At 70.5% G+C, this 21,085-nt stretch carries 20 protein-coding genes and 1 tRNA gene; 17 read left to right on the forward strand and 4 right to left on the reverse strand.

Annotation, left to right across the window (positions count from 1 at the left end; all coding sequences use genetic code 11):
* The first annotated feature begins 1 nt into the window (after position 1).
* The 17 genes from rplU (at position 2) to nrdF (ending at position 16,651) form a co-directional block, all read left to right on the forward strand.
* On the forward strand, positions 2-313 hold the full coding sequence (rplU, locus tag ACPYN7_RS03990) for a 50S ribosomal protein L21 (protein ID WP_058872743.1): 312 nt from the start codon (positions 2-4) through the stop codon (positions 311-313).
* 60 nt (positions 314-373) lie between these two features.
* A complete protein-coding gene (rpmA, locus tag ACPYN7_RS03995; RefSeq protein ID WP_017834601.1) occupies positions 374-631 on the forward strand; it encodes a 50S ribosomal protein L27 in 258 nt (85 codons plus the stop codon).
* A 154-nt stretch (positions 632-785) separates the two neighbouring features.
* The gene (gene obgE, locus ACPYN7_RS04000) at positions 786-2,351 is read left to right on the forward strand and encodes a GTPase ObgE (RefSeq protein ID WP_424346747.1); all 1,566 of its coding nucleotides are present in this window, start codon (positions 786-788) and stop codon (positions 2,349-2,351) included.
* Positions 2,352-2,462: 111 nt separating this feature from the next.
* Positions 2,463-3,716 carry a glutamate 5-kinase gene (proB, locus tag ACPYN7_RS04005; protein ID WP_082696903.1) on the forward strand — a complete coding sequence of 418 codons (1,254 nt, stop codon included), beginning with the start codon at positions 2,463-2,465 and terminating at the stop codon, positions 3,714-3,716.
* Entirely contained in the window at positions 3,713-5,071 is a 1,359-nt protein-coding gene (locus ACPYN7_RS04010; RefSeq protein ID WP_197412618.1) for a glutamate-5-semialdehyde dehydrogenase, read from the forward strand. Before proB ends, ACPYN7_RS04010 begins: the two co-directional genes overlap by 4 nt.
* A 125-nt stretch (positions 5,072-5,196) precedes the next feature.
* Complete coding sequence (locus ACPYN7_RS04015) at positions 5,197-5,445, forward strand: hypothetical protein (RefSeq protein ID WP_424346748.1); 249 nt, start codon at positions 5,197-5,199, stop codon at positions 5,443-5,445.
* A 19-nt stretch (positions 5,446-5,464) separates the two neighbouring features.
* Positions 5,465-6,187, forward strand: a complete 723-nt coding sequence (gene nadD / locus ACPYN7_RS04020) for a nicotinate-nucleotide adenylyltransferase (RefSeq protein ID WP_408669405.1) — start codon at positions 5,465-5,467, stop codon at positions 6,185-6,187.
* Positions 6,187-7,293 carry a hypothetical protein gene (locus ACPYN7_RS04025; protein WP_424346749.1) on the forward strand — a complete coding sequence of 369 codons (1,107 nt, stop codon included), beginning with the start codon at positions 6,187-6,189 and terminating at the stop codon, positions 7,291-7,293. The genes nadD and ACPYN7_RS04025 overlap by 1 nt, the downstream gene beginning before the upstream one ends.
* An 86-nt stretch (positions 7,294-7,379) precedes the next feature.
* Positions 7,380-7,784, forward strand: coding sequence for a ribosome silencing factor (rsfS, locus tag ACPYN7_RS04030; protein WP_058872739.1), 405 nt, complete (start codon positions 7,380-7,382; stop codon positions 7,782-7,784).
* A gap of 117 nt (positions 7,785-7,901) precedes the next feature.
* A tRNA-Ala gene (locus tag ACPYN7_RS04035) sits at positions 7,902-7,977 on the forward strand.
* A gap of 246 nt (positions 7,978-8,223) precedes the next feature.
* Complete coding sequence (gene fdhA, locus ACPYN7_RS04040) at positions 8,224-9,441, forward strand: formaldehyde dehydrogenase, glutathione-independent (RefSeq protein WP_058872770.1); 1,218 nt, start codon at positions 8,224-8,226, stop codon at positions 9,439-9,441.
* A gap of 161 nt (positions 9,442-9,602) precedes the next feature.
* Complete coding sequence (locus ACPYN7_RS04045) at positions 9,603-10,673, forward strand: App1 family protein (RefSeq protein WP_058872738.1); 1,071 nt, start codon at positions 9,603-9,605, stop codon at positions 10,671-10,673.
* Between the two features lie 141 nt (positions 10,674-10,814).
* Complete coding sequence (locus tag ACPYN7_RS04050; protein ID WP_424346750.1) at positions 10,815-12,302, forward strand: aldehyde dehydrogenase family protein; 1,488 nt, start codon at positions 10,815-10,817, stop codon at positions 12,300-12,302.
* Between the two features lie 296 nt (positions 12,303-12,598).
* Positions 12,599-12,835: a glutaredoxin-like protein NrdH gene (nrdH, locus tag ACPYN7_RS04055; RefSeq protein WP_058872736.1), complete on the forward strand. Its 237-nt coding sequence runs from the start codon at positions 12,599-12,601 to the stop codon at positions 12,833-12,835.
* Positions 12,836-12,907: 72 nt separating this feature from the next.
* Positions 12,908-13,405, forward strand: a complete 498-nt coding sequence (gene nrdI / locus ACPYN7_RS04060) for a class Ib ribonucleoside-diphosphate reductase assembly flavoprotein NrdI (RefSeq protein ID WP_058872735.1) — start codon at positions 12,908-12,910, stop codon at positions 13,403-13,405.
* Positions 13,402-15,561 carry a class 1b ribonucleoside-diphosphate reductase subunit alpha gene (gene nrdE, locus ACPYN7_RS04065; RefSeq protein WP_058872734.1) on the forward strand — a complete coding sequence of 720 codons (2,160 nt, stop codon included), beginning with the start codon at positions 13,402-13,404 and terminating at the stop codon, positions 15,559-15,561. Before nrdI ends, nrdE begins: the two co-directional genes overlap by 4 nt.
* A gap of 91 nt (positions 15,562-15,652) precedes the next feature.
* Positions 15,653-16,651, forward strand: coding sequence for a class 1b ribonucleoside-diphosphate reductase subunit beta (gene nrdF, locus ACPYN7_RS04070; protein WP_058872733.1), 999 nt, complete (start codon positions 15,653-15,655; stop codon positions 16,649-16,651).
* Between the two features lie 422 nt (positions 16,652-17,073).
* On the opposite strand, the gene ACPYN7_RS04075 is transcribed toward nrdF, so the two are convergent.
* From ACPYN7_RS04075 to ACPYN7_RS04090, 4 genes are all read right to left on the reverse strand, one after another.
* Complete coding sequence (locus ACPYN7_RS04075; protein ID WP_424346751.1) at positions 17,074-17,799, reverse strand: TIGR02206 family membrane protein; 726 nt, start codon at positions 17,797-17,799, stop codon at positions 17,074-17,076.
* 54 nt (positions 17,800-17,853) lie between these two features.
* Positions 17,854-18,276 carry a hypothetical protein gene (locus ACPYN7_RS04080; RefSeq protein ID WP_424346752.1) on the reverse strand — a complete coding sequence of 141 codons (423 nt, stop codon included), beginning with the start codon at positions 18,274-18,276 and terminating at the stop codon, positions 17,854-17,856.
* A 200-nt stretch (positions 18,277-18,476) separates the two neighbouring features.
* Complete coding sequence (locus ACPYN7_RS04085) at positions 18,477-19,097, reverse strand: dihydrofolate reductase family protein (protein ID WP_424346753.1); 621 nt, start codon at positions 19,095-19,097, stop codon at positions 18,477-18,479.
* A gap of 164 nt (positions 19,098-19,261) precedes the next feature.
* Positions 19,262-20,890, reverse strand: a complete 1,629-nt coding sequence (locus ACPYN7_RS04090) for a DUF222 domain-containing protein (protein WP_424346754.1) — start codon at positions 20,888-20,890, stop codon at positions 19,262-19,264.
* Between the last annotated feature and the right edge of the window lie 195 nt (positions 20,891-21,085).

Genomic DNA, 21,085 nt, shown 5'->3' on the forward strand with positions numbered 1-21,085 from the left:
AGTGGTGTACGCGATTGTCCGCGCTGGCGGCCGCCAGGAAAAGGTTTCCGTCGGAGACCTCGTTACCCTTGACCGCGTCGCCGGCGGAGCAGGCAGCACCATCGAGCTCCCTGCCCTGCTGCTGGTCGACGGGGACAAGATCACCTCGGATGCCCCGACCCTGGCGAACGTCAAGGTCACGGCCGAGATCGTCGAGAACCTCCGCGGTCCCAAGATCTCCATCCAGAAGTTCAAGAACAAGACCGGCTACAAGAAGCGCCAGGGCTTCCGTGCCGAGCTGACCACCGTGAAGGTGACCGGCATCGACGCCTGATCGGCCCGGTTCCCCTCCAGACTCCATCAGCCAGTAAAGACCCGAAGGTAGGCACACCTCATGGCACACAAGAAGGGCGCGAGCTCCACTCGCAACGGTCGCGACTCCAACGCGCAGTACCTCGGCGTGAAGCGCTTCGGCGGCCAGACCGTCAACGCCGGCGAGATCCTCGTCCGGCAGCGCGGCACGCACTTCCACCCCGGCCTGAACGTCGGCCGCGGCGGCGACGACACCCTGTTCGCCCTGGCCGCCGGCCAGGTCGAGTTCGGCACCCGCCGGGGCCGCAAGGTCGTCAACATCCAGGCTGCCGCGGAGTAGTCGGAAGGACCGGCCCTGTCGGTCCCGGTGCGGGTCCCCACCCGCGCCGCCCATTGTTTGTGCTGTAGAGGGTGGGTGCGTCCAGCGCCCGCCCTCTACAGTCTTAACGTGGCCCGTTCGCGGGCCCGCCCGTTCTTGACCAGAGGAGTTCCCCGTGGCCAGTTTCGTCGACCGCGTCGTCCTGCACGTCTCCGGCGGCTCCGGGGGGCACGGCTGCGTGTCCATCCGCCGGGAGAAGTTCAAGCCGCTCGGCGGGCCGGACGGGGGCAACGGGGGAGACGGCGGCAGCGTGATCCTGCGCGTCGACGGCCAGACCACCACGCTGCTCAACTACCACCACGCGCCCCACCAGTCCGCGCCCAACGGCGGCCCCGGCAAGGGCGACCTCCGGCACGGGCACAAGGGCGAGGACCTCGTCCTGTCCGTCCCCGACGGGACCGTGGTGAAGGACCAGGACGGCAACGTCCTGGCCGACCTGGTGGGGCAGGGCTCCGAGTTCGTGGCCGCGCCGGGCGGGCAGGGCGGGCTGGGCAACGCCGCGCTGGCCTCGGTCAAGCGCAAGGCCCCGGGCTTCGCGCTCCTCGGCACGCCGGGCTCGGCCCGCGACGTGGTCCTGGAGCTCAAGTCCATCGCCGACATCGCCCTGGTCGGCTATCCCTCCGCCGGCAAGTCCAGCCTCGTCGCCGCCATCAGCGCCGCCCGCCCCAAGATCGCGGACTACCCCTTCACCACGCTCGTCCCGAACCTCGGCGTGGTGCAGGCGGGGGACGTGCGCTACACGGTGGCCGACGTCCCGGGGCTGATCCCCGGCGCCTCCGAGGGCAAGGGGCTGGGACTGGAGTTCCTCCGCCACGTCGAGCGCTGCGCCGCGCTCGTGCACGTCCTCGACTGCGCGACCCTCGAGCCCGGCCGGGACCCGGTCTCCGACCTCGAGACGATCGAGCGGGAGCTCGCCGGCTACGCCGTCGACGGCGACCTCGACGGCGGGCAGGCGGTGCCCCTCAACGACCGTCCCCGCCTCGTGGTGCTGAACAAGATCGACGTCCCCGAGGCCAGGGAGCTCGCCGAGTTCGTGCGCCCCGAGCTCGAGTCCCGCGGCTACCGCGTGTTCGAGATCTCCACCGCCTCCCACGAGGGGCTGCGACCGCTGACCTTCGCCATGGGCGAGGTCGTGCAGCAGGCACGGGCGGCGCGACCCGCTCCGGCGGAGGCGCCGAGGGTCGTGCTGCGCCCGAAGGGCGTGCGCGGGCCCGAGTTCACCATCAGCCGCGAGGAGCGCAACCTCGAGCCGCTGTGGCACGTGCGCGGCGACAAGCCCGACCGCTGGATCCTGCAGACGGACTTCAACAACGAGGAGGCCGTCGGCTACCTCGCCGACCGGCTCGCGAAGCTCGGCGTCGAGTCGGAGCTGTTCAAGCAGGGCGCCCGGCCCGGCGACGCCGTGCTCATCGGACCCGAGGACGACGGCGTGGTCTTCGACTGGGAGCCCACGATGGTCGGCGGCGCCGAGCTGCTGGCCGGGCCCCGCGGCACCGACCTGCGCTTCGCGGACATCGACCGCCCCACCCGCGAGCAGAAGCGCCAGCAGTACCAGGACCGCAAGGACGCCAAGGCCGCCGCCCGCGCCGAGCTCGAGGCCGAGCGCACCGCCGGGGTGTGGACCGAGTCGGTCGACGCCCGGCGCGGCGAGGCCCCGGACGGCTCCGGCACCCACGACTGACCGCACCCGCGGGACCGGGACGGCGTGCCCGGCCCCGCCCCCGACCGCAGCACCCGACGAACGACTGACCGACACACCGACGACGCCCACCGGACGAGGGAGACGCCCAGGATGAACGAGCAGACGAACGAGATCGACGTCGAGCAGCTCGAGGAGGTCGCGGAGAAGTCCGCGGTCCAGCTCAGCAGCGAGAACCGCGGCAAGAACCGGCGCAGCCCCATCGAGCGCCGCGAGGACATCCCGCGCGCCCACCGCGTGGTGGTCAAGGTCGGCTCGTCCTCGCTGACGTCCATCGAGAGCTCGATCGACGAGCAGGCCGTGCGGATGATCGTGGACGCCCTCGGGGAGACCAAGGCCCGCGGCATCGAGCTCGTGTTCGTGTCCTCGGGCGCGATCACGGCGGGCCTGGCGCCCCTGGGGCTGTCCCGGCGGCCCAAGAACCTGGCGGGCAAGCAGGCCGCCGCCGCCGTGGGCCAGGGACTGCTGATGGGCCGCTACATCGAGTCCTTCGCCCGCTTCGGCGTCACCGTGGGCCAGGTGCTGGTCACCGCGGAGGACCTGATGCGCCGCAGCCACTACAAGAACACCCACCGCCAGATCGAGCGGCTCCTCGACTTCGGGGTGCTGCCCATCGTCAACGAGAACGACGCCGTCTCCAGCCAGGAGATCAAGTTCGGCGACAACGACCGGATCGCCGCCCTGATCGCCCACCTCATCAAGGCGGACGTCCTGCTGCTGCTCTCCGACGTCGACGCGCTCTACACCATGGACCCCCGCAAGGGCGGCGAGCGGATCCCGGTGGTCAACGACCCCATCAAGGACCTCGAGGGCGTGCAGATCGGCTCGGTGGGAGCCGCCGGGGTGGGCTCGGGCGGCATGGTGACCAAGGTCCAGGCCGCGCGCATCGCGGCGGCCTCGGGCATCCCGGCGCTCGTCACGTCGGCGCAGAACATCACCCGCGCCCTGGACGGCGAGGACGTCGGCACCTGGTTCGCGACCTCCGGCGGGCGGCGCAACGTCCGGCTGCTGTGGCTGGCCCACCTCGCGGACATCAAGGGCTCCCTGACCCTGGACCCGGGCGCCGTCGAGGCGATCCGCGACCGCAACTCCCTGCTGGCCGCCGGGGTCACGGGCGTGTCCGGCACCTTCGAGGCGGGGGAGCCCGTCTCGCTGCGGGACCCGGCGGGCAAGGAGATCGCGCACGGGCTGAGCAACTACTCCTCGGACGAGATCCCGCCGATGCTCGGCAAGTCCACCTCGGTGCTGGCCGACGAGCTCGGGGACGACTACAGCCGGGAGCTCGTGCACGTGGACAACCTGGTGGTCCTGCGCGCACGCGGCGCACGGACTAAACTGAAGAAATGACTTCCGCCGCACACGATTCCGTGACCACCGACGAAGCCACCCGCACGACCGACAAGGCGGTCGTGTCCGACCACGGCGTCATCGCCACCTTCGGGGAGGACCCCGTCGCCGGCGTGGCCGCCATGGCCGACGACGCCCGTGATTCCGCCCGCGTGCTCGGCCGCGCCACCCGGGCCTGGAAGGACCGGGCGCTGCTCGCCATCGCGGACCGCATCGAGCGCAAGCAGGACGTGATCCTCGCCGCGAACGCCAAGGACCTCGAGCGCGGCCGCGTGAACGGGACCTCCACGGCCCTCCTCGACCGGCTCAAGCTGGACGCCGGGCGGATCACCGCCCTGGCCGAGAGCCTGCGCGAGCTGGCCGCCCTGCCCGACCCCGTGGGCGGGTTCGTCCGCGGCTCCACCCTGCCCAACGGCCTGCGGATGCGCCAGGTGCGCGTGCCGATGGGCGTGGTCGGCGCCATCTACGAGGCCCGCCCCAACGTCACCGTGGACATCGCCGGCATCGCCCTGAAGTCCGGCAACGCGGTGCTCCTGCGCGGCGGCTCGGCCGCGGAGGAGAGCAACCGGGCCCTCGTGGGCATCATCCGGGACTCCCTCGCCGACGTGAAGCTTCCCGTGGACTGCGTCCAGAGCGTCGACGAGTACGGCCGCGAGGGCGCGAACGCGCTCATGGCCGCCCGCGGCAAGGTCGACGTCCTCATCCCGCGCGGCGGGCACGGGCTGATCCAGTCCGTCGTCCAGAACGCCAAGGTCCCCGTCATCGAGACCGGAGAGGGCAACGTCCACCTCTTCGTCGACCACTCTGCGTCGAAGGACATGGCCGTGGACGTGGTGGTCAACTCCAAGACCCACCGCACGAGCACGTGCAACACCACGGAGACCCTCCTGCTGCACAGCGGCTTCGAGCACGGCGCCGCCGTGCTCGCGGCCCTGGACCGGGCCGGCGTCACGCTGCACGTCGACGAGCGGGCCGAGGCCATGCTCCCCGCCGGCAGCCACCACCTGCGCGCCACCGAGGAGGACTGGGGCACCGAGTACCTGTCCATGGACCTGGCCGTCAAGGTGGTCGACTCCCTGGACGAGGCGCTCCAGCACATCGACCGGTGGTCCACCCGGCACACCGAGGCGATCGTGACCAACGACCTCGCGGACGCCGAGCGGTTCGTCGCCGAGATCGACGCCGCCGCGGTCATGGTCAACGCCTCCACCCGGTTCACCGACGGCGGCCAGCTGGGCCTCGGCGCCGAGATCGGCATCTCCACCCAGAAGATGCACGCGCGCGGTCCCATGGGCCTGGAGGAGCTGACCACCACGAAGTGGATCGTCCAGGGCGACGGGCACACCCGCGCCTGAGTCCCGCACGCGGCGGGCCCGCCGCGGATTCAGTACGATGAGAACCGCCCGGGCCCGCCGACGTCGGCGGCACGGACCGCCCACCGACCACCCCCGCCGCCACGCCGGCGCCAGAAGGGATCCCCATGCTCCAGAACACCGTCATCACCGTCCTCGCCGCCGCGGAGGGCGGGCACGCCGCCGCCGAGCCCGGCGTGCCCGCGTGGGTCTGGGGCGTCTCCGTCTTCGTCGTGCTGATCGGTCTCATGGTGGTGACGCTGTCCTACGCCAACCGGGGCCTCAGCCCCGAGGCCGGCCAGCACGAGGACCCGGCCGACCTGCCCGCGGACGAGCGCGCGATGCTCGACGAGTACGCCGCCAAGCGCCACGCCTGAGCCGGGGAATCCCACCGTCGTGACGACCGCTTCGCAGGACACCGCCGCCCGGACCCGGGGCCTGCCCCTGACGGGCACGGCCGTGCCGCCCCGGACGCCGGGGCGCACCAGGCTCGGCGTCATGGGCGGGACGTTCGACCCCATCCACCACGGCCACCTCGTGGCCGCGTCCGAGGTGGCGGGGGAGTTCGATCTCGACGAGGTCGTGTTCGTCCCCACCGGGCACCCCTGGCAGAAGGCGGCGGGGGCGGTGAGCCCCGCGGAGCACCGCTACCTCATGACGGTGATCGCCACGGCCTCCAACCCGCGGTTCACCGTCAGCCGCGTGGACATCGAGCGCGACGGTCCCACGTTCACGGTGGACACCCTGCGGGACCTGAAGCGTCAGCGGCCGGAGGCGGACCTGTTCTTCATCACGGGCGCGGACGTCATGGCGGAGATCCTGACCTGGAAGGGTGCGGAGGAGCTCTGGCAGCTGGCCCACTTCGTCGGCGTGACCCGGCCGGGTCACGACCTCGCCGCGCCCGTCGGGTCCAGCGGCGTCAATCTGCTCGAGGTGCCTGCGATGGCCATCTCGTCCACGGACTGCCGCGCCCGCGTGGCCGAGCACAAGCCCGTCTGGTACCTCGTGCCCGACGGCGTGGTGCAGTACATCAACAAGTACGGGCTCTACCTCGGCGCCGAGGACGGGGCGACGACGGACCATGTCGGCGTCCGCGGCACCGCGGCGAAGGCGCCCTGATGGCCGGCGAGGACCCCCAGCGGGACGACCCCGAGCAGCTGGCCGACCCGGCCGTGGGCGCGCCCGAGTCGGCGGACGGCCCCACTACGGGCACGCCCACGGCGACCTCCGGGGCGGCTCCCGTCGTCGATCTCGGCGAGGACGCCGTGCGGGACGACCCGGGGAAGGCGGACGGCCCGGCCGTCGGCACGACAGAGCCGGCCGACCCGGCCGTGGGCACGCCGGGGCCGGCGGACGGCACCGCGGTGCGCACGCCGCCGGTGCCCTCCGGGCCGGCCCCGGTCATCGATCTGGGCGAGGACGCCGTGCCGGTCCGCCCCGTGAAGCCCCTCGGGCCGCGGCGGCTGGCCCGGCTGCAGCGCGAGCTCGCGGAGCGCGCGCGGGAGCTCGAGGAGACCGGCGGCCCCGCGGACCCGGAGCTGCTGGAGAAGCAGCGCCGGTTCGCGGAGCTCGCCGCGCAGGCGGAGGCCGCCCAGACGGGTTCCGGCACGGGTGGAGTTCCCCAGCAGCCGGTCGCCCCGGCGGCTCCCTCCGCGCCGCTCTCCCCGGCGCCGCCGGAGGACCGGCAGGAGCCGCTCGAACAGATCACCGTCGTGTTCCCCGGTGGCGGTCCGGACGGCCCGGACGGGCACGTGTCCCACGACCCCGTGCACGTCGACCCGTCCCTGTTCAGCAACCGGCTCGCGCCGGAGGACCTGGCCGCGCTCACGCACATCGAGATCGTCGCGCCCGAGGACGCCGGGCACCACGGCTCCCACGCCGCCACGGCGGCCGCTCCCGCCCAGCACGTGCCCTCCGCTGCCGCCGAGACCTCGCCGGGAGCCGGGCCGGTTCCCGCCGCCGAGGACGGCCCGCAGGGCAGCGCCGAGGACCCATCCGGGGCTCCGCCGGTGCCGGCCGACCCGTCCGAGCCGGCGCCGGCGTCCGCGGCGTCGTGGTCCGAGGAGGACCCACCGGCCCCGCCGGTGCCGGCCGGCACCGCCGAGGGGCTCGAGCTGCTCGAGCGGCGGGAGTACCGGCGCCGCACGGGCGCCGCCTGGTGGGTCCTGCTGCTGCTGGCAGTGCTCGCGGCCCTCGTCGTCGTGCTCGTGCTCTTCGTGCTCTGAGCACACCACCTGCTGTCCTGCTCCACTCGTCCACTCCATCCGTCCCCGTGGGACGGAACCTCCGGTTCGCCGGGAAAGGATCCTTCTTGACTGTCAACGACTTCTCCCTCTCCATCCTCCGCGTCGCGGCCGCCGCGGCCGACGCCAAGCAGGCCCACGACATCGTGGCCCTCGACGTCAGCGAGGCGCTGGGCATCACCGACGCGTTCCTGGTCGCGTCCGCCTCCAACGAGCGGCTCGTCAACGCCGTGGTCGACGAGATCGAGGAGAAGCTGGTCGAGCAGCTCCAGCTGCGCCCGATCCGCCGCGAGGGTCGCTCCGAGGGGCGCTGGGTGCTCCTGGACTACGGCGACGTGGTGATCCACGTCCAGCACGACGAGGACCGCGCGTTCTACGCCCTCGAGCGGCTGTGGCGGGACAGCCCCGTGGTGGACCTCGGCACCGCCACGGGCCAGGCCGCGCCGGCGCCCGCTGCCGACGATTTGCCTTGATCCTGATCGGCTGTCTACTATGAATGCGTTGCCCAGCGAGGTGCTGGATCAACCGGGAAAGGGTGACCGACAAGGACACCGTCCAGGTTGTGATAATGTCTCTCGAGGCAACGACCTGGGGCTGTGGCGCAGCTGGTAGCGCATTTGCATGGCATGCAAAGGGTCAGGGGTTCGAGTCCCCTCAGCTCCACCAGGATGAAAGAGCCCGTTCCGCGATACGCGGGGCGGGCTCTTTCGCATTCCGTTCTGCCTGCTCCCATCCCTTCCGCTCGTTGACGCGTCCTGTTAGCGTCAGCACCACCGGCGGCCGTTCTCCGTGACCTGGATCACAGCGAGCTCAGGGTCACATCGAGACGGGTCCCCGTCGGGAACGAGGGCTTCCGCGGTGGTGCTCCACCGGGAACGCCCGTGACGGACATCCACCACGGAAGAGGTCATGATGGCAGGCAACAGAGCGGTCGCCTACAAGGGTCCCGGCAAGGTCGAGGTCATCGATACCGAATACCCCGAGTTCGAGCTCAAGGACGCCCCGGGGATCAACACGGCCAACATCGGCCGGAAGGTCCCGCACGGGGTCATCCTCCGGACCGTGAGCACGAACATCTGCGGCTCGGACCAGCACATGGTGCGCGGGCGCACCACGGCCCCGACGGACCTGGTCCTCGGCCACGAGATCACGGGCGAGGTCGTCGAGTGCGGGCCGGACGTCGAGTTCATCAAGGTCGGGGACATCGTCTCCGTCCCCTTCAACATCTCCTGCGGGCGGTGCCGCAACTGCAAGGAGCGCAAGACCGGCATCTGCCTCAACGTGAACCCGGACCGGCCGGGCTCCGCCTACGGCTACGTGGACATGGGCGGCTGGGTCGGCGGGCAGGCCGAGTACGTGCTGGTGCCCTACGCGGACTGGAACCTGCTGAAGTTCCCGGACCGGGACCAGGCCCTGGAGAAGATCATGGACCTGACCATGCTCTCCGACATCCTGCCCACGGGCTACCACGGCGTGGTCACGGCCGGGGTGGGCGTCGGCTCCACGGTCTACATCGCCGGCGCCGGACCGGTGGGCCTGGCCGCGGCGGCCGCGGCCCACCTGCTGGGGGCCGCGGTGGTGATCGTGGGGGACATGAACGAGCAGCGACTGGCCCAGGCGCGCAGCTTCGGCTGCGAGACCGTGGACGTCTCGAAGGGCTCGCCCGCCGAGCAGATCGAGCAGATCCTCGGCGTCCCGGAGGTCGACTGCGGCGTGGACGCCGTCGGCTTCGAGGCCAGGGGGCACGGCAAGGACGCCTCCCACGAGGCTCCGGCCACCGTGCTGAACTCCCTCATGGACATCACCGCCGCGGGCGGAGCGCTGGGCATCCCCGGCCTCTACGTGACCGGTGATCCGGGCGCGGTGGACGAGGCGGCGAAGAAGGGCTCCCTGTCGATCAGCCTCGGCACGGGGTGGGCGAAGTCCCTGGCCTTCACCACCGGACAGTGCCCGGTGATGAAGTACAACCGACAGCTGATGATGGCGATCCTGCACGACAAGATCCAGATCGCCAAGGCCGTCAACGCCAAGGCCATCCCGCTGGAGGAGGCGCCGCAGGGCTACGCCGAGTTCGACGCCGGGGCCGCCACGAAGTACGTGCTGAACCCGAACGGCTACATCAAGAACTGACGCCGGGGCCGCCACGAAGTACGTGCTGAACCCGAACGGCTACATCAAGAACTGACCGGCAGGACCCCGGCGCCCGTGGGGCGGAGCGGATCGGACACCCGGCCCGCTGCGCCCCGCGGGCGCCGCCGTGTCCCGGGTGTGCCCTGTGGAACACTGGGCGCATGGCGAAGAAATCCAGCAGCTCGGAGCTCATGCAGACCGTCGACCAGGTCACCGAGGAAGCCATCAACGTGGGCTACCGCCTCGAGCAGCGGCTCCACCGGTTCCGGCAGCGGCGCGCCGAGGCCCGGGGCGACATCCCGGTCATGGTGGCCTTCGAGGGGTACGGCTCCGAGCACCACGTGCGGGTGCTCGGCCGGGCCCTGCTCAAGACCCGGGGGCTCATCGAGTCCACCGACGAGAGCGCGGAGTCGATCCGCGGCTGGCGCTCGTTCACCTCCGTGCCCATCGCCTTTGCCCACGTCAACGTCTGGATCGACGAGTTCGAGTTCCACCTGGTGGCCGACAAGGGCGGCGTGGTCGACGTCGACCTGCAGGTGTCCCTGGCTCCGGGCGAGCACACGGTGTGGATGCAGACGGAGGGCTCCGAGACCGTCGAGTCCCGCGTGTTCGTCGTGGCGGACGAGCAGCGGATCGGCGTGGTCTCCGACGTCGACGACACCGTCATGGTCACGGCCCTGCCGCGCCCCATGCTGGCCGCCTGGAACTCCTTCGTGCTCAACGAGCACGCCCGCACCCCCACCCCCGGGATGGCGGTCATGATGGACCGGCTGCTGCACCGCCACCACGAGGCGCCGTTCCTCTACCTCTCCACGGGCGCCTGGAACGTGGCGCCCACCCTGCGCCGCTTCCTCACCCGCAACGCCTACCCGGCCGGGGCCCTGCTGCTCACCGACTGGGGCCCCACCACGGACCGCTGGTTCCGGGCCGGGGCCGCGCACAAGGTGCAGAACCTAGAGCGGCTGGCCCGGAACTTCCCCCACGTGCGGTGGATCCTCATCGGCGACGACGGCCAGCACGACCCCGAGATCTACAGCGGATTCGTCAACCGCTATCCGGAGCACGTGGCCGCCATCGTCATCCGCAACCTGTCCCCGGCGGAGGCGGTGCTGGCCGGCACGCCCCTGGTCAACGAGGAGCGGCGGGTGACCATCCCCGAGGGAACGCTGTGGATCGAGGGCAACGACGGCGCGTCGATCTCCCGGCAGCTCGCGGAGCACGGGCTGCTCTGACCGGCGAGGGCCCGGCCGGCGGGTCGGACGCCCGATCCCGCCGTCCGTCGCCTCCGAGCCGGGCACCCCGGGCGGGGGCGGGGCCTCGTCGCCGCAGCCACCGGAGTCTCCGGCGTCCGAGCCGGGCCCTACCCTGGAGCCATGACCAGCATCCACAGCAGTCTCACCGTTCCCGGCCCCGCGGACGTCGCGGCCGACGCACCGGCGGACTTCCCGGCCGTCGACGCCGCCGTCGACCGCGCCCGGGCGGCCTTCGTCCCCGACGTCGACCTCGCGACCCGGCTGGACCGGCTGCACCGGCTCGAGGACCTCGTGCGGGAGAACCGCTCGGATCTCGAGCAGGCCCTGGCCGCCGACCTCGGCAAGCCCCCGGCGGAGGCGTGGCTCACGGAGCTCGGCTTCACCCTCGAGGAGGTCGCCGGCATCCGCAAGGAGCTCGCCCGCTGGATGACCCCGGCCCGGGTCCCCGTCCCGCTGAGCCTCGCCCCCGCCCGCTCCCGGGTCGAGCACCAGCCGCTCGGGACCGTGCTGGTGATGGCGCCGTGGAACTATCCCGTCCAGCTCGTCCTGAGCCCGCTGGCGGGAGCGCTCGCCGCCGGCAACACCGTCGTCGTCAAGCCCTCGGAGGTCTCCGCCACCGTCTCCGGGGTGCTGGCCGAGCTGCTCGAGCGCTACCTGGGGGACTGCGTGAGCGTGGTCGAGGGCGGCGTGCCGGAGACCACCCGGCTGCTCGAGCACCGCTTCGACCACGTCTTCTACACCGGCAACGGAAAGGTCGCACGGGCCGTCATGGCCGCCGCCGCACGGCACCTGACCCCGGTGACCCTCGAGCTGGGCGGGAAGTCCCCGGTCTGGGTGGACGGCTCGACCGACCTGCGGACCGCCGCACGGCGGATCGTGTGGGGGAAGTTCCTCAACGCGGGCCAGACCTGCGTGGCCCCGGACCACGTGCTCGGCACCCCCGAGACGCTCGCCGCCCTCGAGCCGGAGCTCGTGCGCGCGGTGGAGGAGCACTACGGCCCGGACCCGTCCCGCAGCGACTCCTACGGGCGGATCGTCACCGGCCGCCACCTCGACCGGCTGACCGGGCTCCTGGACCAGGTCCCCGACCACGACGTGGTCTGCGGCGGGACGGCCGAGCCGGGGGAGCGCTACCTCGCGCCCACGGTGGTGCGCTCCGCCCCGGACGGCCCGCTCATGGCCGAGGAGCTCTTCGGACCCGTCCTGCCGCTGGTGCCGGTGTCCTCCGCGGAGCACGCCGTGGAGCTGATCACCGCCCGGGACAAGCCGCTGGCCCTGTACGTGTTCACGGAGGAGCGGTCGGTCAAGGAGCTGTTCCGCCGGCGCACGTCCTCCGGCGGGCTGTCCTTCAACGCCCCGCTGCTGCACCTCACCAGCCCCGCGCTGCCGTTCGGCGGGGTGGGGGAGAGCGGCACCGGCGCCTATCACGGGAAGTTCTCGTTCACCACGTTCTCCCACGCGCGGGCGGTCCTCGACAAGCCGCTCGCCCCCGACACCCTGCGGGTCGTCTACCCGCCCTACCGGGGCCTGCGGGGCCGGCTCGCCGCCGCGGCGGTCGGGCTGCGCCGGCCCCGCCGCCGGACCCGACACGCCGTGTCCGAAAATTAATCCTGTCCACCGGCCGGGGGGCCGCGGTGCGCACAGCCTGTGCACAACGGCACCCCGGGGGCGGAAATCCGCGACCCCCTGCGGAGGCCCCTGTGGATGGACCAGGGCCTTCCTGGGGATAGCGAGAAGGGAGCTGTGGACAACCGTCACCACTGCATCTAGGGGTCGCTTCCCCTTCCTGGCACTAGATGTAGTATTGAAATCAGCCACCCGGAGATACCCCTTCACCGCCGCAGAGTCTGCGGAAGTCGCGGATCTCCCTCGAAAACCACCCGACCGACCAAGGGGAAACAGCGATGTCCGTGACCGTGTACAGCAAGCCGTCCTGCGTCCAGTGCAATGCCACCTACCGGGCTCTGACCAAGAAGGGCATCGAGTACAACGTCGTCGACGTCACCGAGGACGAGGCCGCCCTGGCCCACGTCCTGGCCCTGGGCTACCAGCAGGTCCCGGTCGTCGAGACGCCGACCGAGCACTGGTCCGGGTACCGTCCGGACAAGATCACCTCCCTGGCCGTCCTCCTCACGGCCTGAGGCCGGCGCGCCGCCCGCTTCCCCGCGGCGCCCGACCACCCACCCACCACCCCATCCCGGAGCGCGGAAGCAATGAGCACGCACCACCCCGGCACCCGTCCCGGGAACGCTCAGCAGGACCACGGCGAGACCGCCGCGGCACCGGACGGCCACGCCCCACTGGTGGTCTACTTCTCCTCGGTCTCCAACAACACGCACCGCTTCGTCGAGAAGCTCGACGCCCGCGTGCTGCGCCTTCCTCTTCTGACCGGGGAGGAGCCCCCTGAGATCACCGAGCCCTTCGTGCTGGTCGCCCCGACGTACGGGCGGCCCAACGGCAGCGGGGCCGTCCCGCCGCAGGTCGTGAAGTTCCTCAACAAGGAGACCAACCGGCGGTTCCTGCGCGGCGTCATCGGCGCGGGCAACACCAATTTCGGGCCGGCGTTCTGCCTGGCCGCGGACAAGATCGCGGCCAAGTGCAACGTCCCCGTTCTCTACAAGTTCGAGCTCATGGGCACCCCCGAGGACGTCCACGAGGTCAATCAAGGATTGGAACAGTTTTGGCGACAATTTCAGCAGCTCCGGGCGTGAGCGTCGAGCCCGGCCACGAGGACACGCGCGTCCCGGAGAAGTACCGGGGCCTGGGCTACCACGAGCTCAACGCCCTGCTGAACCTCTACGACGCCGACGGCCACATCCAGTTCGACGCCGATCGGCAGGCCGCGCGGCAGTACTTCCTGCAGCACGTGAACAACAACACGGTCTTCTTCCACGACCTCGAGGAGAAGCTCGACTACCTGGTCTCGCACCAGTACTACGAGCCCGAGGTCCTGGCGAAGTACAGCATGGACTTCATCAAGGAGCTCTCCAAGCGGGCCTACTCCCGGAAGTTCCGCTTCGAGACCTTCCTGGGCGCGTTCAAGTTCTACACGTCCTACACGCTGAAGACCTTCGACGGCCAGCGCTACCTCGAGCGCTTCGAGGACCGCGTGGTCATGGTCTCCCTCTACCTCGCGGACGGCGACGAGCTGCTCGCCACGCAGCTGGTCGACGAGATCATCGCCGGGCGCTTCCAGCCGGCGACCCCCACGTTCCTCAACGCGGGCAAGCAGCAGCGCGGCGAGCTCGTCTCCTGCTTCCTGCTCCGCATCGAGGACAACATGGAGTCCATCGGCCGGTCGATCAACTCCGCCCTGCAGCTGTCCAAGCGCGGCGGCGGCGTGGCGTTCGCGCTGACCAACGTCCGTGAGGCCGGGGCCCCGATCAAGAAGATCGAGAACCAGTCCTCGGGCATCATCCCGATCATGAAGCTGCTGGAGGACTCGTTCTCCTACGCCAACCAGCTGGGCGCCCGCCAGGGCGCGGGCGCGGTGTACCTGCACGCCCACCACCCGGACATCTACAGCTTCCTGGACACCAAGCGGGAGAACGCGGACGAGAAGATCCGGATCAAGACCCTCTCCCTGGGCGTGGTCATCCCGGACATCACGTTCGAGCTGGCCAAGAAGAACCAGGACATGTACCTGTTCTCCCCGTACGACGTGGAGCGGGTCTACGGGATGCCGTTCTCGGACGTCAACGTGTCCGAGAAGTACCACGAGATGGTCGCGGACGGCCGGATCACCAAGAAGAAGATCAACGCCCGCGAGTTCTTCCAGACCCTCGCGGAGGTGCAGTTCGAGTCCGGCTACCCGTACGTCATGTTCGAGGACACGGTGAACCGGGCCAACCCGATCGACGGCAAGATCATCATGTCCAACCTGTGCTCCGAGATCCTGCAGGTCTCCGAGCCGTCCACGTACCACGAGGACCTGAACTACGACGAGGTCGGCAAGGACATCTCCTGCAACCTCGGCTCCCTCAACATCGCGCTGACCATGGAGTCCCCGGACTTCGGGCGGTCGGTGGAGACCGCGATCCGGGGGCTCACCGCGGTGTCGGACATGTCCGACATCACCTCGGTGCCCTCGATCGAACGCGGCAACCAGATGTCCCACGCCGTGGGCCTCGGGCAGATGAACCTGCACGGCTACCTCGCCAAGGAGCACATCCACTACGGCTCCGAGGAAGGCCTCGACTTCACGAACATCTACTTCTACACGGTCACGTACCACGCGGTCCGCGCGTCGAACGAGATCGCGAAGGAGCGCAAGTCGGTGTTCGCCGGCTTCGAGCGGTCCCAGTACGCGTCGGGGGAGTACTTCACCAAGTACACCGACCGCGAGTGGGTCCCGGCCACCGAGCGGGTGCGGCAGCTGTTCGCGGAGGCCGGCGTGCACATCCCCACCCGCGCGGACTGGGAGCAGCTCAAGGCCTCGGTCATGGAGCACGGGATGTACAACCAGAACCTGCAGGCCGTGCCGCCGACCGGGTCGATCTCCTACATCAACAACTCGACGTCCTCGATCCACCCGATCGCCTCGAAGATCGAGATCCGCAAGGAGGGCAAGCTGGGCCGCGTGTACTACCCGGCGCCCTTCATGAACAACGAGAACCTGGAGTACTTCCAGGACGCGTACGAGATCGGCTACGAGAAGATCATCGACACCTACGCCGCGGCCACGCAGCACGTGGACCAGGGCCTGTCCCTGACCCTGTTCTTCAAGGACACGGCCACCACCCGGGACATCAACCGGGCGCAGATCTACGCGTGGCGCAAGGGCATCAAGACGATGTACTACTCCCGGATCCGCCAGCTGGCGCTGGAGGGCACCGAGGTCGAGGGCTGCGTCTCCTGCATGCTGTGACCACAGGGCCCCGGCGGCCACTCACGAAACTCCCCGCGTGCGTCCGCAGGACGCGCGCGGGGGCCCACCCCGTTCGAGGAAGAGACAGACCATGACTCTGGAGAAGAGCGAGAGCATCGACAAGGTGCAGCTGCTCCACCACCAGGCCCAGGCCATCAACTGGAACCGGATCGAGGACCCGAAGGACGACGAGGTCTGGGACCGGCTGACCGCGAACTTCTGGCTGCCCGAGAAGGTGCCGATCTCCAACGACGTCCCCTCCTGGAAGACGCTCACCGCGGAGGAGCAGCAGCTCACCATGCGGGTCTTCACGGGCCTGACGCTGCTGGACACCATCCAGGGCACCGTGGGCGCCGTCTCCCTGATCCCGGACGCCGTGACCCTGCACGAGGAGGCGGTGTACACCAACATCGCGTTCATGGAGTCGGTGCACGCGAAGTCCTACTCGTCCATCTTCTCGACGCTGTCCTCCATGAAGGAGATCGACGACGTCTTCCGCTGGTCCCGGGAGAACCCGCACCTGCAGAAGAAGGCCGACATCATCATCAAGTACTACAAGGGCGACGACCCGCTGAAGAAGAAGGTGGCCTCGACCCTGCTCGAGTCCTTCCTCTTCTACTCCGGGTTCTACCTGCCCATGTACTGGTCCTCCCGGGCCAAGCTGACGAACACGGCCGACCTGGTCCGCCTCATCATCCGGGACGAGGCCGTGCACGGCTACTACATCGGCTACAAGTTCCAGCGGGCCCTGGCCCAGGAGTCCCAGGAGCGCCAGGACGAGCTGAAGCTCTACACGTACGAGCTGCTCGAGGAGCTCTACGAGAACGAGGTGCTCTACACCGAGTCCCTCTACGACGGTGTCGGGTGGACCGAGGACGTCAAGAAGTTCCTGCACTACAACGCCAACAAGGCCCTGAACAACCTGGGCTTCGAGGCGCTGTTCCCGAAGGACATGACGGACGTCTCGGCGGCCATCCTGTCCGCGCTGTCCCCGAACGCCGACGAGAACCACGACTTCTTCTCCGGCTCGGGCTCCTCCTACGTGATCGGCAAGGCCGTGAACACGGAGGACGAGGACTGGGACTTCTGATCCCGTGTGAGATCCCGACCTGTCTGAGCAAGGTGACCCCAGCGTCACCTCATATCCGACTGCCGCGGCGTTTGCTGACGACGCCGGATCGCGGGCTGAACTGGTTCGCGGCGACGACAACTGGTAGCGGCGCGTCATAGGTGAGTGCAGATGCAACTGAGCTGCCACGATGACATGTCGTGCAGGCACCTGCCGAGCTTCGTGAAATGCTCAGATGACTCGATGCCGCCAGGAGCGTGACCAATCGACGCCGATCCCGGAAGTCCGGGGTTCCCGTTCCTGGGCAATTGCTCACTCAGGTCGGCGTCGCACATCCCGGCCTGAGCCATTTGGACGACGACGGCGGTCCGGCCCACCTTCCCGAGGTGGGCCGGACCGCCGTCGTCGACAGACATGACTCGATGCCCTGGTGCCGTGCTGCCTCAGCCTTCCGCGCCGACCCGGGGCTCGGCTGTGCTCTTTCGCCGGATCGTCCAGGGCCAGGTGATGAGCGCCCAAGCCACGGCGATGACGAGGAACTCCACCAGCAGGTACCACGGCCAGGGCCCGAGCAGATCGAGGATCGAAGGGTTGTCCGGCTTGCCGTTGAGGAAGCCGTAGTTGGTCCCCAGCCAGCTGTTGAGTCCGAAGGCAGCCACGGCCCACGTGACGGTGACCACCATGGCCAGGCGGTAGCTGCCCCAGCCAATCCGATCGCCGCGTCCCCAGATCAGGTACAGGGTGGCCCAGAGGACCAGGATGTGCTGGACCCAGAGGTCGACGAAGTCGATGTGGGGGAAATCCGGCGAGTCGAGTGCCGGGGTGAGGATGGCCTGCGGGTTGAGAGTCAGTCCCCAGTAGTAGGTGAGCGCCGTCGCCCAGCGGACCCGTGTCCACAGGGCGATGACAGCGACCATCCACGCGACGTCCGAGAGGTGGACCGGCAGAGAGATGTGGACGTCGAAATTGCCCGGCAGCGACCGGTAGACGAGCATCGTCACGGTGTACGTGGTCAGCACCGCGGCGAAGGCCCGAGAAAAAACCGCCTCGGCCCCGGACCCCCGAAGGCGGCGGCCCAGCATCACCACGAGCACAGCCCCGAGGGCGCAGACGCCCAGAGCAGCCCAGTGCGTGGGGCCGTAGGGGACGAAGACCTCCTGATCTGGCATCGCCGTCTCCCCTCAACCGGGTCTGATGGGTGGTGCGCCCATGGGCTCCGGACATCAGATCCGGTCGTCCAGGGCCATGGGCGGGGCAACGTGGACCGGGACCGGCGCCGGGTCGCAGTTCGAGCTCTTGGCCTTGCCCGGACCGATGCTGCACGTCACGGAGACCAACTGGTAGGGCCTCTTGGCCCGGGGACGCGTGTCACGCCGGAGCAGCGCCACCCATCCTTCGCCGGCAACGTCGACCTGCTTCAAGGGCCGGGTGAGGTAGCTGACAACGGTCGGCGGCGTGGTGGATCGATCGATGCGGACCCCGCCGGCGAGACCGGTGTTGAAGTCCCGGGTCCATGCGTTCTTCGCCGGCGTGGCCGAGGCAATGTGCTCTGCGAACTCCGGTGGCACCACGAAGGTCGCCAGCCTGCCGTCCACACCCTGTAGCCGCAACGGCACCCGGTACCGCGGTGCCTCCAGCTCGCCCATCCCAGGTCCTTCTTCGCGGGTTCGGTCGGCGGTATTGTAGCGGATTCCTCTGAATGTCTTCCGCTGCGTGATCGACGCGGCAGTGGGGAGCCGCGTTGCTTCATGACAGGCCGAGGTGCCTCACGACGGCGTCGGGACCGGTCGTCCGACAGCCCGGTCCAGATGACAGGGACACGGCGAACAGGGCGTTGCGGCGTCGTTCACTGGGCCGGCTGGGAGACGTCCACGCCGGTGACCGGGTCGCCGGCCCGCTCGTAGACGAGCGAGACCGCTTCCTTCGGGAACGCCCGCGGTGGCTCCGCCAGGGTGAAGGCGGCCGGGACGGAGCCGTGGCCGAAGAGGCGCTTGCCCGAGCCCAGGACCACGGGATAGAGCAGGAGGTTCAGCCGGTCGACAAGGTCCTCCCTCAGCAGGGTCGAGACGAGGTCGCCGCTGCCGACCACGTGGACCTCGTCGAACCGGTCCTTGAGGGCTCGCACCTCGGACCGGACATCTCTCAGCACTGTGGTGCCCTGCCACGAGGGAGCGCTCAGGGTGCGGGACACGACGAACTTCGGCACCGCGTTGAACTTCACGGCGATCGGTTCGTCGCCGTCGTGGGCCGGCCAGTAGCCGGCGAAGATGTCGTACGTCCTGCGACCGAGCAGCAGCGCGTCCAGGCGCTCGATGCCCGCGCCGACCGTCGCCCCCGATTCGTCGTCGAAGTAGGCCCCCTGCCAGCCACCGAGCTCGAAGCCGCCCGAACGGTCCTCGTCGGGCCCGCCCGGCGCCTGGTAGACGCCGTCGAGGGTGAGGAAGAGGTCGACCTGGACGATTCCCATGGCGTGGTCCTTCGGCGTGCTGCGGCGGCATCCGTGGTGCACCATCTTGTCGCCGCGGGATGCGGGCGTCAACGGCTTGCCCTCGGAGGACACGATGCCTGAACTGCCCCGCCATGACGTCCTGCTCCGGCCGGGCTGCCGGCGGTGCTGATCGAGGCCTCGGTTCAGAAGGGCGGGGGGTCGTCGGCAGGTGGCGACGGCGGTGGGCATCCGGCCGCGGAGCCGAGAGCGGGATGCAGCGGGCCGTCCGCAGCGGCGCTCCGGTCACGGACGTGCTCGGGTACGGACCGGTGCACGAGCCCGCCCGGGGAGGTCCACTCCAGCACCGCGGCGTGCTCGGCAGGGGTGCCGCCCGTCCCGCCGTCCGGTTGGGGTGCGACCCGCCGCACCGACCAGCGCCCGAGGTGCCCATCGCGGTGCTTGACCCGGTGATGGTGCCGGCACAGCGCGGCCAGATTGTGCTCGGCCGTCGGACCGCCGTCCGCCCAGGCCACCGTGTGGTCGAGGTCGCCGCTCTCGGCGCGGCGCCGGCACCCGGGGAAGCGGCAGGTCCCGTCGCGCAGCTCGACCAGACGGCGCAGGTCCCGGGGCACGGCGTAGACGGTGCGGTCGTGGTCGAGGACCACGCCGGACACGGGATGGGTCAGCACCCGGTGCCAGGCGCCGGCGCCGGCGGCCAGCCGGCGGGCCACCTCCGTGCTGATCGGCCCGAAGCCGGAGAGCATCGGGGCGCCGCACGCGGCGGTGTCCGCCCCGACGCCTTCGCCGGCGAGCAGAGCCAGCGGCACCGTCACGGTCACCCGGGCCCGGACTCCGCGTGGGAAGCGCGGCTCGTCCGGCAGGACACCGTCCAGCAACAGGTCCGCCAGCACATCTGCGCGCAGCTCTCCGGCCGAGCGCGGTTCAGCGTCCTCCGAGCCGTCCGACAGGGGCCGACCGGCCTGCCCGAGACCGTCGGGAGCCGGTACGTCCTCGCCCAGCAGGGCCACCAGGTCCTCGAGCCTGCCGTGCACGGCGACCGCCACGTGCGCGTCCAGCAGTGCGTGCAGAAAAGCCGTCCCGTCGGGGGCCGGTTCCACCCACACCGTGCGGTTCTTCCGGGCACTGCACCGGCTGCGCTCCTCGGCGTCGGCTACGAGCACCGCCCGCCGGGCGCGAGCCACCGCCCGCAGCTGCGCGGCCGTGGCGTGGGGTGCCCGTTCCAGGAGCTCGGTGATCAGGCGGCAGACCGCGTCGACGGGCGGTGGGGCGCAGCTCCCGGGAGTCCAGGTCGGTGCCTGCTCGATGAGCTCGCGCCACTGCTCCACCATCACCGTGGCCTGGGCCGCACCGATGCGGCCCTCCTCCAGGGCGGTCAAGACCTCCGGCAGCATCTCGGCCAGGAGGACGGCGTCCTCCACCCGCCGCCGGGCCGTGCCGGCCGGCACCCGCAGCGCCGGCCCCACCTCGGCCGCCACGTCCACGACCAGCTGGTGCTCCGCCTCAGCCAGCGGGCCCAACGGGTTCGGGCGGACGAACCCTCGGGCGGACATCTCGGCATCTGCCTGCGCCATCGTCTCGAACCGGGCCGCCGTACGAGCCGTCTGCGCCGCCAGCCACAGCCGGTGGATGGAGCGCATCTGGGCACCGACTGCCCGTGCCTCCGCGGCGGCGGCGTCCACGAGCTGGGCGGCGGCGGCCCGTACCACCTCGCGCCGCGCTCCAGGCCCCGTCATGTCCGTCAGCCCGGGGCGATCCCGGAATCCGTCACGGGTCACCGGGGTCGGGAGCTGCCACTGCGCCGTCGCCGTCATGACCCCATTCTCTCCAGCGCCTCCGACGCGCTAAGGCCGAGCCCGGCCACGGCCGTCCCGGGCTCTCGCGGGTGGGGTGTGCCGTTCGAGGCCTGCTGGTCGGCCACGCCGGGCCGCGAGCGTCCTCGGCCTTCCCAGGTGGGGTGTCCTGCTCGAAGACCGTGCACGGGGACGCCGGGTTGGCCCACTGATCGG

Origin of the sequence: Kocuria sp. CH-021 (assembly GCF_049716185.1) — a bacterium.
GTDB lineage: Bacteria > Actinomycetota > Actinomycetes > Actinomycetales > Micrococcaceae > Kocuria > Kocuria cellulosilytica.